Annotated in this window: 16 protein-coding genes; 11 read left to right on the top strand and 5 right to left on the bottom strand. The window is 38.9% G+C overall.

The window, feature by feature from the left end:
• Positions 1-51 precede the first annotated feature (51 nt).
• Positions 52-666: a paraquat-inducible protein A gene (locus I6F43_RS09730; RefSeq protein WP_007586454.1), complete on the bottom strand. Its 615-nt coding sequence runs from the start codon at positions 664-666 to the stop codon at positions 52-54.
• 2 nt (positions 667-668) lie between these two features.
• Positions 669-1,934, bottom strand: coding sequence for an EAL and HDOD domain-containing protein (locus tag I6F43_RS09725; protein ID WP_197102067.1), 1,266 nt, complete (start codon positions 1,932-1,934; stop codon positions 669-671).
• Between the two features lie 150 nt (positions 1,935-2,084).
• On the opposite strand from I6F43_RS09725, the gene I6F43_RS09720 reads away from it, so the two are divergent.
• From I6F43_RS09720 to I6F43_RS09710, 3 genes are all read left to right on the top strand, one after another.
• Complete coding sequence (locus tag I6F43_RS09720; RefSeq protein WP_197102065.1) at positions 2,085-2,834, top strand: substrate-binding periplasmic protein; 750 nt, start codon at positions 2,085-2,087, stop codon at positions 2,832-2,834.
• A 78-nt stretch (positions 2,835-2,912) separates the two neighbouring features.
• Positions 2,913-3,479 (top strand): PhnA domain-containing protein, encoded by a 567-nt coding sequence (locus I6F43_RS09715; protein WP_007586451.1) that lies wholly within the window; start codon positions 2,913-2,915, stop codon positions 3,477-3,479.
• A 121-nt stretch (positions 3,480-3,600) separates the two neighbouring features.
• The gene (locus I6F43_RS09710) at positions 3,601-4,419 is read left to right on the top strand and encodes an META domain-containing protein (protein ID WP_101164326.1); all 819 of its coding nucleotides are present in this window, start codon (positions 3,601-3,603) and stop codon (positions 4,417-4,419) included.
• A 107-nt stretch (positions 4,420-4,526) separates the two neighbouring features.
• Here the strand turns inward: I6F43_RS09710 and I6F43_RS09705 are convergent, their stop codons facing one another.
• Complete coding sequence (locus tag I6F43_RS09705; RefSeq protein ID WP_024607886.1) at positions 4,527-5,366, bottom strand: 23S rRNA (adenine(2030)-N(6))-methyltransferase RlmJ; 840 nt, start codon at positions 5,364-5,366, stop codon at positions 4,527-4,529.
• A gap of 238 nt (positions 5,367-5,604) precedes the next feature.
• Between I6F43_RS09705 and I6F43_RS09700 the strand changes: the two genes are divergently transcribed.
• From I6F43_RS09700 to I6F43_RS09665, 8 genes are all read left to right on the top strand, one after another.
• Positions 5,605-5,835 (top strand): hypothetical protein, encoded by a 231-nt coding sequence (locus I6F43_RS09700; protein ID WP_007586448.1) that lies wholly within the window; start codon positions 5,605-5,607, stop codon positions 5,833-5,835.
• Positions 5,835-6,140, top strand: coding sequence for a cell division protein ZapA (locus I6F43_RS09695; protein WP_007586447.1), 306 nt, complete (start codon positions 5,835-5,837; stop codon positions 6,138-6,140). Before I6F43_RS09700 ends, I6F43_RS09695 begins: the two co-directional genes overlap by 1 nt.
• Before the next feature lie 63 nt (positions 6,141-6,203).
• Complete coding sequence (locus I6F43_RS09690; RefSeq protein WP_197102062.1) at positions 6,204-7,226, top strand: MBL fold metallo-hydrolase; 1,023 nt, start codon at positions 6,204-6,206, stop codon at positions 7,224-7,226.
• A gap of 55 nt (positions 7,227-7,281) precedes the next feature.
• Entirely contained in the window at positions 7,282-8,751 is a 1,470-nt protein-coding gene (locus I6F43_RS09685; protein WP_197102060.1) for a LysM peptidoglycan-binding domain-containing protein, read from the top strand.
• 66 nt (positions 8,752-8,817) lie between these two features.
• Positions 8,818-9,306: an FKBP-type peptidyl-prolyl cis-trans isomerase gene (locus I6F43_RS09680; protein ID WP_007586440.1), complete on the top strand. Its 489-nt coding sequence runs from the start codon at positions 8,818-8,820 to the stop codon at positions 9,304-9,306.
• A gap of 21 nt (positions 9,307-9,327) precedes the next feature.
• On the top strand, positions 9,328-10,056 hold the full coding sequence (locus I6F43_RS09675; protein ID WP_197102058.1) for an SDR family NAD(P)-dependent oxidoreductase: 729 nt from the start codon (positions 9,328-9,330) through the stop codon (positions 10,054-10,056).
• Positions 10,057-10,066: 10 nt separating this feature from the next.
• Positions 10,067-10,906: an amidohydrolase family protein gene (locus I6F43_RS09670; protein ID WP_197102056.1), complete on the top strand. Its 840-nt coding sequence runs from the start codon at positions 10,067-10,069 to the stop codon at positions 10,904-10,906.
• Positions 10,907-10,955: 49 nt separating this feature from the next.
• The gene (locus I6F43_RS09665; protein ID WP_165722404.1) at positions 10,956-11,327 is read left to right on the top strand and encodes a hypothetical protein; all 372 of its coding nucleotides are present in this window, start codon (positions 10,956-10,958) and stop codon (positions 11,325-11,327) included.
• A 94-nt stretch (positions 11,328-11,421) separates the two neighbouring features.
• Here the strand turns inward: I6F43_RS09665 and I6F43_RS09660 are convergent, their stop codons facing one another.
• Together I6F43_RS09660 and I6F43_RS09655 are read right to left on the bottom strand one after the other, a co-directional pair.
• On the bottom strand, positions 11,422-12,597 hold the full coding sequence (locus I6F43_RS09660) for a mandelate racemase/muconate lactonizing enzyme family protein (RefSeq protein WP_007375956.1): 1,176 nt from the start codon (positions 12,595-12,597) through the stop codon (positions 11,422-11,424).
• Between the two features lie 26 nt (positions 12,598-12,623).
• Complete coding sequence (locus I6F43_RS09655) at positions 12,624-13,391, bottom strand: class II aldolase/adducin family protein (RefSeq protein ID WP_197102054.1); 768 nt, start codon at positions 13,389-13,391, stop codon at positions 12,624-12,626.
• Positions 13,392-13,496 lie beyond the last annotated feature (105 nt).

The raw sequence follows: 13,496 nt of genomic DNA, 5'->3' as shown, positions 1-13,496 counted from the left end.
AAACTTTAAAATGATTGTAAGGTAACCTAACGGCAACCACAAATACTTTAATTATGTAGACTGCGGTTTAGCAGGTGTTTTAATTAAGTTACTCGCGATAATTGCAAATATACAATATGCGCTAAAATACCAAAACCCTTCACCAAATTGTGCATTCATAACAAGTAGCTCGCCACTTTTACCATGGGCGTTACCTGCTAAGTAAGTCACTATTAATGCAATAACAAATACATCAACCATGCTCCACTTACTTAATGCACAAATAACCAGACCGAGCTTTTGCTTAAACCCATTCAAAGGTAGGCAACAATAAAGCAATTGTAATAGCAGCTTTAAGCTTGGAATAACAATAGAAAACAACCCCACTAAAGCGGCTACAAATAAATTATTATTGCTAGCAAGCTCTTTAACTGTGCCTAAAATACTTTGTGTTTTGTTATAGGCGCTAATCTCACCTTCTAACTTATCAAGCCCTAGCATGTTCGAGAACATCATTAGCATACTGCGAGTTCGACCATCGCCCTCTTCAGCCAGCATTTCAATACCCGCTTGCGCTAGTTTTGATTTATCTATGTTGCCCTCTATTGTTAATACTGGTTTTGTAATACCAGGAAACAATAAACAAAGAGCAACCACTACACTTATAACCGACAACCAATTACGCATATTTATTCTGCTATTGCCTCAATAATATCGTCACTGTATAAAACAGCATCCAGTAAAAAATTAAATATATCGCCAATGTGTAGCTCTGAGTTTATGTTGGCCAAATGGAGCATAGCTTCATCTACATTATCTAATTCAAATTCTTTTATAAGCGATAAACAGTTTCCTAAAATGCCGCTCTCTAATAGTAACGCATCAGATATAGCTGCATCTAAGGTAAACTCTTTAACTATGTCTTTTAAATCAGCATCTAAAATAGCATCAAGCACCGAGAACAAACCCACTAGATACCCTTGCTCGGTCAGCTCTTTATTATTTTGCTCTAAAATAAGCGACATAAATTGAGCCCGCGTTAAAGCAAGCTTAGTTAATTCGGTTGGTTTTTCGACCCCCAACTCACTAATTGCTAATACACGAACAAATTGCCTTATTGTATCTTCACCTAAATAAATAACCGCTTGTGAAATAGAAGTAATAACTAAATTTGCTTTTCCTGAACGCGCGTTAGCCAGCTTTAAAACCCTGGCTGTTATGGCTACATCTCTGGCCACTCGTTGATGAACTTCTTTAAAGCAAAGTTTTTGTTTTGCTGTAAAACGCAATAGATCAAAAACAGTTAACTTTGAAGGCTCTACACCTTTATACGTAATCATTTCTGGGCGAGAGAAAAAGAACCCCTGAAATAAATCACAGCCTGCCAATTTTAATATATTAAATTGTTCATGCGTCTCTATTCGTTCAACAATTATTTTTGCATGTGGATTTGCGCGTTTTATTTTTTTAATGCGCATATTGGTTTTAATAACCGGATCATCTATCTCAATTTTTATGTAATCAACATGTGCTAATAGTGGCTCCCATTTTGGATCGCCATCGTAATCATCAAGTGCAAAAACATACCCTTCTTTTTTAAGTTCTTGCACACGCTCAGCAACCGCAGGAATATTGCCCGTGCGCTCTACTATTTCAATAACACTATTTTCTGGCAATAAAAGTTTGGGAAAGTTATCGAGAATAGTTTCTGATGACAAGTTTATAAAAGCTAAATGATGCGCGGTAAGTCTATCTAAACCTACCAACATTAATGCATTAAAAAACAGGCGGCTTGTCGCATGCACATCAGAAGTGCCCACAGGAAACGCATTGTTGGCTGAGTCTCGATAAAGCAGTTCGTACGAGAAAACATTCTGGTCTATATCAAAAATAGGTTGCCGCGCGACAAACTGAGTTATTTTTTGTACCTCATCAGGTATGTTATTTAATTTCACTTGGCTCTAAACCTATAAATAAGAGATGGCAAAACAGCCAATAATATGTGTACTTTAATGCAACTCGCATAAGATAAACATAGTCGTCATTGCAAAAATGTTAAAATTACACAACACTAATATAAAAATATTAATATAAAAGGTGGAGATTTGGCTAACTTTATTCGGTTATTAGTACTGAGCCCTCTACTATTTGTATCTTTTAGCTATGCCAGCATTAACCCTACTCCCCTCAAATACAATGTTAGCGCGTCAGGTAGTCATTATCCATATTATACAAATGATCCAGAAAAGCCTGGTGTATTACCCGAAATTATTGAAAAAGCACTCGATGATGCAAATATTGCAGCTTCTCATATCGACCTACCCACAAAGCGTATTACCAAATATTTACAAGATGAAATAATCGATTTTGATGTTATTTCATTAGAATGGCTTCCAAAGGATGAGAGAAATGACTCTCGTTATGTTTTTTCAGAGCCCCTTATTTATGCCACAGAAATGATTGTTACCTTGCCTCAAAATGCCCGGAACTGGCAAAGCGCTGATAGCTTAAAGGGCAAAAATATAGGAACGGTACTAGGTTACTATTACTTTAATGATAACACCTTTGAGCGTGTTGACTTTCCATCCGAGAAAGAACTTATGACCGCTCTATCAAGAAACCGTGTAGAAGCAGCACTAGTAGGTAAGTTAACTGCACTCTATTGGGCAAAGCAGTTAGGGATAAACATTGCCTTTGGCGCACAGCATTCCCATGGTTTTTTAAGAATTCGTTTATTGAGCAAACATAAAGGGTTATTGCCCCAAATAAACCTAGCAATTAAAAACCTTCACGCTCAAGGATATATAAAAAGTATTGAAGATAAGTATATGAGTAATATACCCACACAAAATTAAGGGACTAATGGCGCAGAGCTCGTGTTTTGGAGTATAATAGCAGCAAATGTTAACTCGACCAGAATCAGAAAGAGCCCCATGAGTATTGAAAAAGCCTTAATCGAACGTAGTAATAATCAATGTGAATTGTGTGCAGCCACCGAGAACTTATCTGTTTATGAAGTACCACCGGTAACTGAAACCCACTCAGATAAATGTATTTACACGTGTCAAACATGTAAAGATCAAATCGAGAATAACAGCGAAATAACGCCTACACATTGGCACTGTTTAAACGATAGCATGTGGAGCCAAACTCCTGCAGTACAAGTTGTAGCTTACAGAATGCTTTCGCGTTTAGCGCCTGATAATGGCTGGGCACAAGATGCGCTAGACATGATTTACCTTGAAGAAGACACGCTAACCTGGGCTAAAAAAGCACTTGCCGAAGATGACGATTTAAAGCATGTAGATAGCAACGGTGTAGTACTTCAAGCAGGCGATACTGTTACCCTAATTAAAGACTTAGACGTTAAAGGCAGTAGCCTTACCGCTAAACGTGGAACAGCTGTTCGTAATATTGGCCTAACCAGCAACCCTGAACATATTGAAGGGCGAGTTGACGGCCAGCGCATTGTTATTTTAACTAAGTTTGTTAAAAAATAATCGTTTGTTTTTAATTATTAAAGGCGCTAATGCGCCTTTTTTTATGTTTAAAATAAGTTAAGGAATGATTAAGTAACTAGGTAATACACTAAGGACATAATATTGAGTAAGGATAACCAACATGGAAAAGCATCAAGCAGTATCTTCGCGTAAAAAGGCAGTTGCAGGGATTGGCTTATTGGCGCTTAGCGCTTTTGCAGTAACTGGCTGCGGTGAGCAAACTAAATCGACTGAAAACACAGAAATTGCAGAAGCAATAACCAGCCTAACTATCCAAGCTAGCTACAAAGATCGCAGTATGCTTCGCCCTGGCTCGCAATTAATAGTTACGCTTTCCAATGTATCTAAAATGGATGTAAAAGCCGATATAATCACACAAGAAGTGATTGATGTTACCCAAGCCCCGCCATTTACCGTTGAGCTAATTTATGATGCCAGCAAAATTAGCGATAAACATCGCTATAGCCTAAGCGCCAGAATTATAAATAAAGACAAAGTGCTTTACACAAGTACAACAAATCATGACCCGTTTGCAGAATCACAGTTAACTACCCCCTATAAAATTGAGCTTTCAAAAGTGTCGACTCAAAAACCCGATGTAACACTCACAAATACTTACTGGAAAGCAATAACAATAAATGCTCAAACTGTGAATGTTACAACTAAAGAACCATTCATTCAGTTCAATAAAGACCACCGCGTTAATGGCTTTTTAGGCTGTAATAATTTTAGCGGAAGCTATAGCACCGAGCAGCAAACAATTACACTTAGTCAGCTAGCAAGTACAAAAAAGATGTGCTCGGATAATATGAGCCAAGAAGCGGCTATGTCTGACGTACTTAGCAAAACTTCAAAGTGGGAAATAACAGGTGAATCACTAAAACTTAAAAACAGTCGCGGTAATACACTTGCTACTTTTAGTGCGGTTTATTTTAATTAATATTTAGCTCCCTTATATAAATATTACCTAACACATTCGTATTGATTTTAAATAAAATGCCCAGCAAAGCCGGGCATTTTATTATTCGTTATAAGCGCTATTTAAAGTTACTCATCAACGAGTTGTTCACTTCGGTAAAAACCACTTGGCTCACTTAACAAACCAACAAGCTCAGGCATTATTGCATCCATTGTTTGCTTTAGCTTCCATGGAGGATTAATTACAATCATGCCCGATGCTGTCATACCGTGTACGTCAGTATCCGCTTCAGTGCCTAATTCAAATAACTGAATGTTGCGCATTCCTGAATCAATTAAGCCCTGCTCCATATTATCAATGCGTTCTCTATCAACAACCGGATACCAAATCATGTAAGTACCTGTAGCAAAACGCTGATAAGCTTTAACTAAGGTTTTTACAACCGTTTCGTAGTCATCTTTAATTTCGTATGGAGGGTCAATTAACACACACGCTCTGCGAGATGCTGGTGGTAATAAACCAACTAAACCTGCAAAACCATCCTCTCCACGTACACGAATAGATCGCTTACCTTGCATGTTTTCTTCAAGTAATAATAAATCGCGCGGGTGCAGTTCAAAAAACCAACCCTTATCTTGGCGGCGTAAGTAGTGCTCTGCAATTTTTGGTGAACCTGGATAAAACGCAAGTTCGTCAGTGTCGTTAAATGACTTAATTAATTCAATGTATTCATTAAGCTCAGCATGCTCACTTTTATGATGCCAAAGTTTTTCAATACCATCTTGATACTCTTGCGTTTTTTGCGCATCGGCAGCTGCAAGTTCAAAAAAGCCAGCACCTGAATGTGTGTCTATATAATCAAGCGGTTTATCTTTAATTGTTTGATAATTTAGCACTTGTGCCAGTACTAAGTGTTTAAGTACATCGGCAGGATTACCCGCATGAAATGAGTGTCTGTAACTAAGCATTATTTATTTTCGCCATACGCAATTTAATATCGTAAGTGAACCATAAGCACTAGGCTTTGGCAACTTACACCAAGATAAGAGAGTGTTTAAGTGAACCATTTCTGAATGAAAAAGCCCATATGCTGAATTATCCCTTAACGCAAAAGAAAAATCAGCTAAAACCACCGTAAATGCTGGCAAATCAACACACTTTGCTTTACATTTGCATGACATTAATTACAGTTATATGAGCGCCTTTATGAATAACACTACTCTTCAACAACTCGAACAACTGATCGATTCTTTAATCGAACGTAATAACCAATTACAAACAGATGTTGTTACTTTAAAAGAACAGAACACTAAACTAAGCGATGACAACGAATTGCTACAACTTGAAGCTTTAGAAAATGAAGAAAAGCAAAAAGATGCCAGCACTACTTTATCTGGTCTTCTTGATAAGTTACAAAGCGCACAACAGGCTAGCTAATGTCTGAGCTGCAAAACCAGCGGGTCACTGTTGAGTTGCTAGGTAAAGAGCAGCAATTTGCTTGCCCTGAAGGGCAGGAAGATGCATTAATAGCAGCAGCTAAAAATCTAAATGACTTAGTTGAGCAAATGAAGCAACGCTCAACCGTTAGAAACGATCAAAAAGCCCTACTAATGGCAGCATTAAACTTAAGCCACGAATTGCTAGAAGCAAAAACACAGGCTACAGTTGAGCAACAGCATCAAGACCAAATGATTGATAAACTCAGTCAGCATTTGGCAAATGACCCCAAACACCAAAAATAAAAAGCGCATACTGCGCTTTTTGTTTATTATTAAAGTAATTAAACATCAGCGTAGAGATAATAAATGAAGTTAAAACTTTCAAACATAGCCTCTTCATGTAAGCACTTACTATTAGCATGCACTTTATTATCAATAGTACCTAGCACCTACGCTGCCGTTACTTGGAATACAATAAACCCTCATATTCAGTTTTTAAAGCAACAAGACAAGCTTCGCTTTTACGACTCTAATCAAGTATTAATTGAAGGCGAAAAATGTGCCCTACTTGTTGATACGAGCGCCAATTTTGCTGCAGTTGAACAACTTGCTGAAGATTTAAAGAAACGCCTTAAAACACCCTTATGCTATTTAGTGGCTACCCACTACCATGACGATCACTTGCTAGGTATGGCGGTTATGCAAAATTTTTACCCTGATGCTAAGCTCATTGTTCATCAGCAGGTAAATAAAAATTTTAACCTTTATCAAACAGCATATACCGACAAACTAGACACCTATGAAAAGAGCATTGAGCTGAGCTACCAACGATTAGCAAATGTGCCCAAAGAAGAGCAAGCTAAATGGCGAAATAAGTTAGAGCTTGCAAAAAAACGACTTTTTCGCTGGCAGGAGTATCAGCTTAGCAAACCCAAAATAGTAATTGATAGTCGTAAAGTTATCGACCTTGGTGATTTTGAGGTAATGCTTGAGCCGCAGCAAGCCCATACTAACGGCGATTTAACTATTACTACTAATAATGGCAGTGTGCTTATTGGTGGCGATATCGTTGACTGGCTTCCTTACCCTGGACACGGTGAACTTAAAAGTTGGCAAACGTTGCTTAAGCAATATATTAACGACGAAAAGCTCACTATTATTTTACCTGGGCACGGCGGCACATTAACAAAAGAGCAGCTGAAACAGCCTCTATCATTTTTAACAGCCATAATAGAGCACGTTAAAAACAATAAAGATCAAAGTATTGAGCAGTTAATGCTATCGTTTCCTGAATCAGTTATTGAGCCTTATAAACAAGAAGCGCTTAATATAAAATCGAGTAACTTCTTTTTACAAGCTGGCCTAAATCGCGCAAAAAGCGCAGAATAACTCAACACAACGGATTGTGTTAAAATAATAAAAGGAATTTACAAAAGTGATCACTATGCGCAGTTTGGTTTTATGTTGTTTGGGTATTTTGTTATTTGGTTGTCAATCAACGGAGCAAGAACCACAAGAAGCTCCACAAATATTTACTCATTTTGAGCCTGACTATACTTATGATATTGACGAGGAAGTAGCTCAAACGCCCCAAGTTAGTGAGCACGTTACGCCACTTCAATTCAAAAAAACAATCGTAAAAAAGCGCCCACCAAAAACCACCGATCTGTGGGTGCATATAGCCAACAATCTACACTTTACGGTTTATCAAAATCGCGCGTTAAAAAAGCGTATCAGCTGGTACGCAAAGCAACCTAACTACTTACAAACTGTGAGTAAACGCGCAGCGCCTTACCTGTATCATATCGTAAAAAAAATTGAGCAAAAGCAACTACCTATGGAGCTCGCTTTACTACCATTTGTAGAAAGCGATTTTAGACCAACGATAGCCTCATCACAGCAAGCTGTTGGTGTTTGGCAGTTAGTTGGCGCAACAGCGCATCACTTTGGAGTTAAGTCAGACCAATGGTATGACGGGCGCCAAGACGTACTTGCTTCAACCGATGCAGCACTTGATTACTTAAGCTACTTACATAAACGCTTTGATGGTAATTGGCTACATGCTTTGGCTGCTTATAACAGTGGTGAGGGCCGCGTTAAACGCGCAATCGAAAAAAACAAAAAACGCGGTAAAAGCACCGATTACTGGTCACTCAGTCTGCCAAAAGAAACCGCCGACTACGTACCCAAGTTACTCGCTTTAAGCTATTTAGTTAAGCACCCACAAAAGGGCATTAAACGCCCAAAGCTTGCATATAAGCCATTTACAACACAGATGAATATAGGCCAGCAGTTCGACTTTTCAGTCATCGCTAAGCTCTCTGGTATAGGTTCAAAGCAGTTACACGCGATTAATCAGGGATATTTAAAAAATCAAAGCTCACCTAACGGGCCGCATACTTTACTGCTTCCTATAGGGCAAGAGGCTTTATTAAAAAGTCAGTTTTTTAAATCAAACTTTGCTGGAGAGTACATCGTTAAACAAAACGACACGCTTTACGGTATTGCTGGACGTTTTAGTATGTCGGTAAAAGCTTTAAAACAACTTAATAACAAAAATAATAATTTAATAGGCGTTGGAGAAAAGTTATTAGTTGGACAACCTAAAACCCTGCCAAGCACATTAACTGTTGATTACAAAATTAGCCCTTATTTAGAACACCAAGAGATTGCGATTCCCACCATTGAAATAGATTACGAAGTTAAGTCGGGCGATAGCCTTTGGAGTATAAGTCAGCTTTACGATGTACCTCATAGCGACTTGGCAAAATGGAACAAACTCTCTGCATCAAGTATTTTAAAGCCTGGCACTCAATTAGTACTGTTTATACCACAAGCTGAAAAGCAAAAAGCAGCCCCAATAAAAAAAGATTTACTGCTAGATTTACAAAAAACACTAAATCAGCCACGTTAAGTTTATAAACAAGTATATTTCGCGTAAAATTGCGCCCTAACATAGTTATTATTTGAAGAGACAAGCATGCAAATTAGTAAAAATTCAGCAGTTGAATTTCATTACACCCTTAGCGAAGCGGGCGAGCAAATTGAAAGTAGCACAAACGAAGCGCCACTGACTTACATTCATGGCAGCGAAGGCATGCTTCCTGGTTTAGAAAAAGCACTTGAAGGCAAAGAAGCTGGCGAAAAATTTAGTGTAACTCTAGAGCCAAGTGAATCATACGGCGAGCGTGTTGATGACTTAATTCAGCGTATTCCGCTTAAGCACCTACAAGGCGACGTTAAAGTATGGAAACCAGGTATGACAGCAATGGTTAGCTCTAACCAAGGTCGTCATCAGGTTACTATTGTTAAGGTTGGTCGTTTTAACGCAGATTGTGATTTAAACCACCCATTTGCGGGCAAAACACTAACGTTTGACGTTGAAGTTATATCGGTACGTGAAGCAACAAGTGAAGAAGTTTCTCACGGACATGTGCACGCGGAAGGCGGCTGTGGTCACTCTCACTAGTTAGCAATAAAGGAAGTAAGTATGTCTAAAGTTGCAGTCGTTACAGGTGGTACAAAAGGTATTGGCTTAGCCGTAGTAAAGCGTTTGCTAAACAATGGCTATGAAGTACATAACCTTGATATAGAGCTGAGCGAAATCGGTATATTTCATCAGTGTGATGTAAGTGATGTATCGGCGGTACAAAGCTGTATCAACGCTATCTGTAAACAAAGCAAACGTATTGATGTACTTGTTTCTAATGCTGGAAAACACTTAAGCGCAAATATAGAAAGCACCGACGAGCAAACTCTCGATGCACTTTTTGCGCTTAATGTTAAAGGCGCTTATGCCGCAATACAAAGCGTATTGCCAAGCATGAAAGCGCAAAATGGCGGTGCTATTATATTAGTCGCTTCCGATCAGGCAATTATAGGTAAGCAAAACTCTTTTGCGTATAACCTAACAAAACATGCCCTTGCCTCAATGGCTAAAACAACAGCGCTTGATTACGCGGGTTTTAATATTAGAGCAAATGCAGTATGCCCTGGCACAATAGAAACCCCGCTATTTCATAACGCGATAGATGCGTACTGCGCAAAAAGTGGCGCAAACAAAGCTGAAATAGTTGCCGAGGAAGCAAGTCTTCAACCGCTTAACCGATTAGGTCAAGCCGACGAGGTTGCCGCCCTTGTGAGCTTTTTAGCAAGCGACGATGCCAGCTTTATTACTGGCAGCCTACAAAGCATTGACGGTGGCTACACTGCTCAATGAGTAATGTGCAATGAGCCTAAAAATTATTGACCCACACGTACACTTTTTTAATTTAGTAGAAGGTCAATACTCATGGCTACAAGGCGCTAACCCACCAGCGTGGCCTAACCTAGAAAAAATTAAACAACCAGTAAGTGCACAGCAACTTGTTAAAAGTACTGACTTTGAACTCGTAGGGCTTGTTCATATAGAAGCCGGGTTTGATAACATCTCCCCTATTAACGAGTTAAATTGGCTAAGCTCGCATTTAAAAAGCCTTTCATTTAAGGCTATTAGTTACACCCAAATTGACTCATCGGCTGATCAGTTTATAAACTCGTTGGAAGCTTTAACTCATCTGAGTTTGTGTGGCATTAGAGATATAACCGAAGGTACTGACGCAAAGCGTTTATTAGATGCTAATAGTTTTAAAAACCTAACAATATTATCAGATACCCAACTGCATTTTGAAGCTCAGTTTGATATTGAAAATAGCGAAATAACCAAACGAGTGGCTTACTACGCTAAGCAGCTACCGCAACTTCAAATTATAATTAATCATGCAGGACTGCCAAGTAATTTAAATGATTGGCGACAAAGTGTTGAGTTACTTGCTCAGCATGACAACATAGCAATTAAATTCTCTGGTTTTGAATTACTACAACTCACCAGCGAGCAACAAGCAGCGTGTTTTAGTTTTCTTTTTAATCACTTTGGCCAGCAGCGTATTATGTTTGCTAGCAACTTCCCTGTGTGCCAAATAAATACAAGCTACAACAATCTATGGCACTGCCATAAGGCGTTATGCTCAAACGATAAGACATGGCATTACCTTAGCTATACAAACGCTAAGCACTACTACCAAGTGTAAGTAAAACTAGTTATATTAAACTCTCTTTTTATGATAATACGGCCAATTTATGAAAATGTACTTTTTACTAATCGTTGTATTTTCAGCGCTTCTTCTCAATGGCTGCATATCTCAAAATCCAGACCCGACACCTAAACTGCAACATGCTCTACTAGCAAAGCCAAATAAAACAGCCGTTAGCAAAGCAATTAAAACACTTGTACATATGCAAGAGACTCAATTAGCTGATGATGTATTTACAACCAGCAGTACAGTAACCCTTAGCAATGTAGATGGTAATAATATTATCGACACGCAAAGTCGCAATACACCCGATCAGTTTGAATTGATGATTAAAGGCAAGCAATGCTATATACGCCATCTCGATAGCAAAGCAACTATTGAACTTAAAGACGTGGAATGTAAAATTAACGAGTTATAACAAGCTTTACTTCCCCCAAACAAATAAAAGCCGGTAAGTGACTAATCACTTACCGGCTTTTTAATGCATGACCTAAAGTTAGGTTAAAAGTCTATTATTTTATTTCTACGCGTTGAGAACGCATAACAATCTCATCGTTTAATTCAATACCCAACCCAGGCTCTTCTGACACTTCAAAGAAACCATTTTTAGGTTGTGGGTCTTGTAAACATAACTCGCGGTTCCACTTTTTAATCGCATAAGTATGGTGTTCATGAATCAAAAAGTTAGGGATAGCCGTTTCTAAGTGCAGTGATGCTGCTGTTGCAACAGGCCCGCCACATACGTGAGCTTGAATACGCACATCAAAAATATCAGCGTAATCACACACTTTTTTGGTTTCGGTAAAACCACCACATAAACCAATATCTGGCTGTAGTACATCAATACTTTGATCTTCTAAATACGGGCGCACACCCCAGCGATTATACAAACGCTCACCACCAGCAATTGGTACATTAACTTTATCTGCTACTTTTGCATGTAATGAATGGTTTAAATAGTTAACTGGCTCTTCAAAGTACATACAGTCAAATTCTTCTGCAATTTCACCCAACTGAATGGCTGTTGTCACACCCGGTAAGCTGTGGCATTCAAAAATAATGTCTACTTCGTCGCCTACTGCTTCGCGAATAGCTTGCATGCGTGCACGGTATAACTTCATTTCAGTACGTGAAATTATTTTTGTACGATCGTAATAAGTATTGCCGTCTTTATCGTACTGAATTGGATCTACTTTTACTGCATCGTAACCTTCGGCCATCGCCTTTAAAGCCGCTTCTGCATATTCTTGCGGTTGTACTAGCGCTTTAAATTCGCTATCCCAGTCAAACTGTAATTGTGATGCGTACGTGCGTAGTTTGTCGTTAACTTTACCGCCTAATAATTGGTATACAGGTAAGCCAAGCGCTTTACCTTTTATATCCCAAAGTGCGGTATCAATTGCGCTCATTGCAGCATAAACAACAGGTCCGCCGCCTAAACCCCAAAAGCTTTCACGTAACATACGAGACCATAGTTTTTCTGTTTGAAACGGGTCGTGGCCGATTAAAAAGGCATCGGCCATTTCCTTAATCATAGCCGCTGCAGCACTGTGACCTAAATCGTATGCAAGGCCCGCTTCGCCAACACCACTAATACCTTCGTCAGTATGAATACGTACAAACACAGGTGTCCACGAAGGTCTATCAGGACAGTGAATATCAAATACTTCAACGCGATTTACTTTCATTAAAATTCCTTATTAACCGCTATGGGTTATTTTGCAAAACTAGAGTCAAGTCGATACGCTTTACGTAACATAGCAGGCCACGCAAGTTGCCCGCCAGTGCTACCACTGTGTACTACGTTTGCTTGATTATAAATATTGTCGATTATAGGTTGCGGTACTTCAATCACCTCTTGCGAGCTTGATTGTAGCGCTAGTTGTATTTCACACGCTCGCTGTAAATCATAAAAGCGCATAAACGCATCGCCTACCGTTGGGCCTACTGTTAAGCCACCATGATTTGCCAATAACATATGGTTAGTGCTGCCCAAATCATCTTGCAGCACTTTTCGCTCGTCGTCGTTTACTGCAAGCCCTTCGTAGCCATGATAAGAAAGCGATGGCAGTGAAAACATTGAATACTGGCTAAGCGGTAATAAACCATTTTTTTGTGTAGCGACTGCGATTGTTTCTTTAGTATGAAGGTGAATAACACAATGAGCGTCTTCGCGTACCTCATGAATCGCACTGTGAATAGTAAAACCAGCTGGGTTAATACTAAATGGCGTATCGTCAATAATATTACCGTTTAAGTCGACCTTTACTAAATTAGAGGCAGTTACTTCATCAAAGGTTAAACCAAACGCATTCACTAAGTAGTGGTCGGTGCCAGGCAAACGTGCTGATAAATGCGTATAGATTAAATCCCCCCAACGAAAGTGCTCTACCAGTCTATAACACGCGGCTAAATCAACACGAAGTTGCCACTCTTGTGCTGATACTTTATTTTTTAAATCGAGTTGGGGTAAATCAAACATAATGAGCCTTTTAAAAACGTACATTACTAACCTGTACGAACAGATGTTTAGAAGTCTAAAGCAGTCTCTATTTTATAGCAAACACCAAACAAAACAGCCACACTA

Source organism: Pseudoalteromonas sp. NZS71_1 (genome assembly GCF_015864305.1).
Taxonomy (GTDB): Bacteria; Pseudomonadota; Gammaproteobacteria; order Enterobacterales; family Alteromonadaceae; genus Pseudoalteromonas; species Pseudoalteromonas arctica.
This window is presented reverse-complemented; position numbering and strand designations above follow the sequence as displayed.

Coding starts and splice junctions, on each gene's coding strand:
- I6F43_RS09680 (WP_007586440.1), top strand. CDS start 8,818: ATGCAAATTAGTAAAAATTCAGCAGTTGAATTTCATTACACCCTTAGC.
- I6F43_RS09685 (WP_197102060.1), top strand. CDS start 7,282: ATGCGCAGTTTGGTTTTATGTTGTTTGGGTATTTTGTTATTTGGTTGT.
- I6F43_RS09660 (WP_007375956.1), bottom strand. CDS start 12,597: ATGAAAGTAAATCGCGTTGAAGTATTTGATATTCACTGTCCTGATAGA.
- I6F43_RS09715 (WP_007586451.1), top strand. CDS start 2,913: ATGAGTATTGAAAAAGCCTTAATCGAACGTAGTAATAATCAATGTGAA.
- I6F43_RS09690 (WP_197102062.1), top strand. CDS start 6,204: ATGAAGTTAAAACTTTCAAACATAGCCTCTTCATGTAAGCACTTACTA.
- I6F43_RS09710 (WP_101164326.1), top strand. CDS start 3,601: ATGGAAAAGCATCAAGCAGTATCTTCGCGTAAAAAGGCAGTTGCAGGG.
- I6F43_RS09695 (WP_007586447.1), top strand. CDS start 5,835: ATGTCTGAGCTGCAAAACCAGCGGGTCACTGTTGAGTTGCTAGGTAAA.
- I6F43_RS09705 (WP_024607886.1), bottom strand. CDS start 5,366: ATGCTTAGTTACAGACACTCATTTCATGCGGGTAATCCTGCCGATGTA.
- I6F43_RS09675 (WP_197102058.1), top strand. CDS start 9,328: ATGTCTAAAGTTGCAGTCGTTACAGGTGGTACAAAAGGTATTGGCTTA.
- I6F43_RS09670 (WP_197102056.1), top strand. CDS start 10,067: ATGAGCCTAAAAATTATTGACCCACACGTACACTTTTTTAATTTAGTA.
- I6F43_RS09700 (WP_007586448.1), top strand. CDS start 5,605: ATGAATAACACTACTCTTCAACAACTCGAACAACTGATCGATTCTTTA.
- I6F43_RS09730 (WP_007586454.1), bottom strand. CDS start 666: ATGCGTAATTGGTTGTCGGTTATAAGTGTAGTGGTTGCTCTTTGTTTA.
- I6F43_RS09665 (WP_165722404.1), top strand. CDS start 10,956: ATGAAAATGTACTTTTTACTAATCGTTGTATTTTCAGCGCTTCTTCTC.
- I6F43_RS09655 (WP_197102054.1), bottom strand. CDS start 13,391: ATGTTTGATTTACCCCAACTCGATTTAAAAAATAAAGTATCAGCACAA.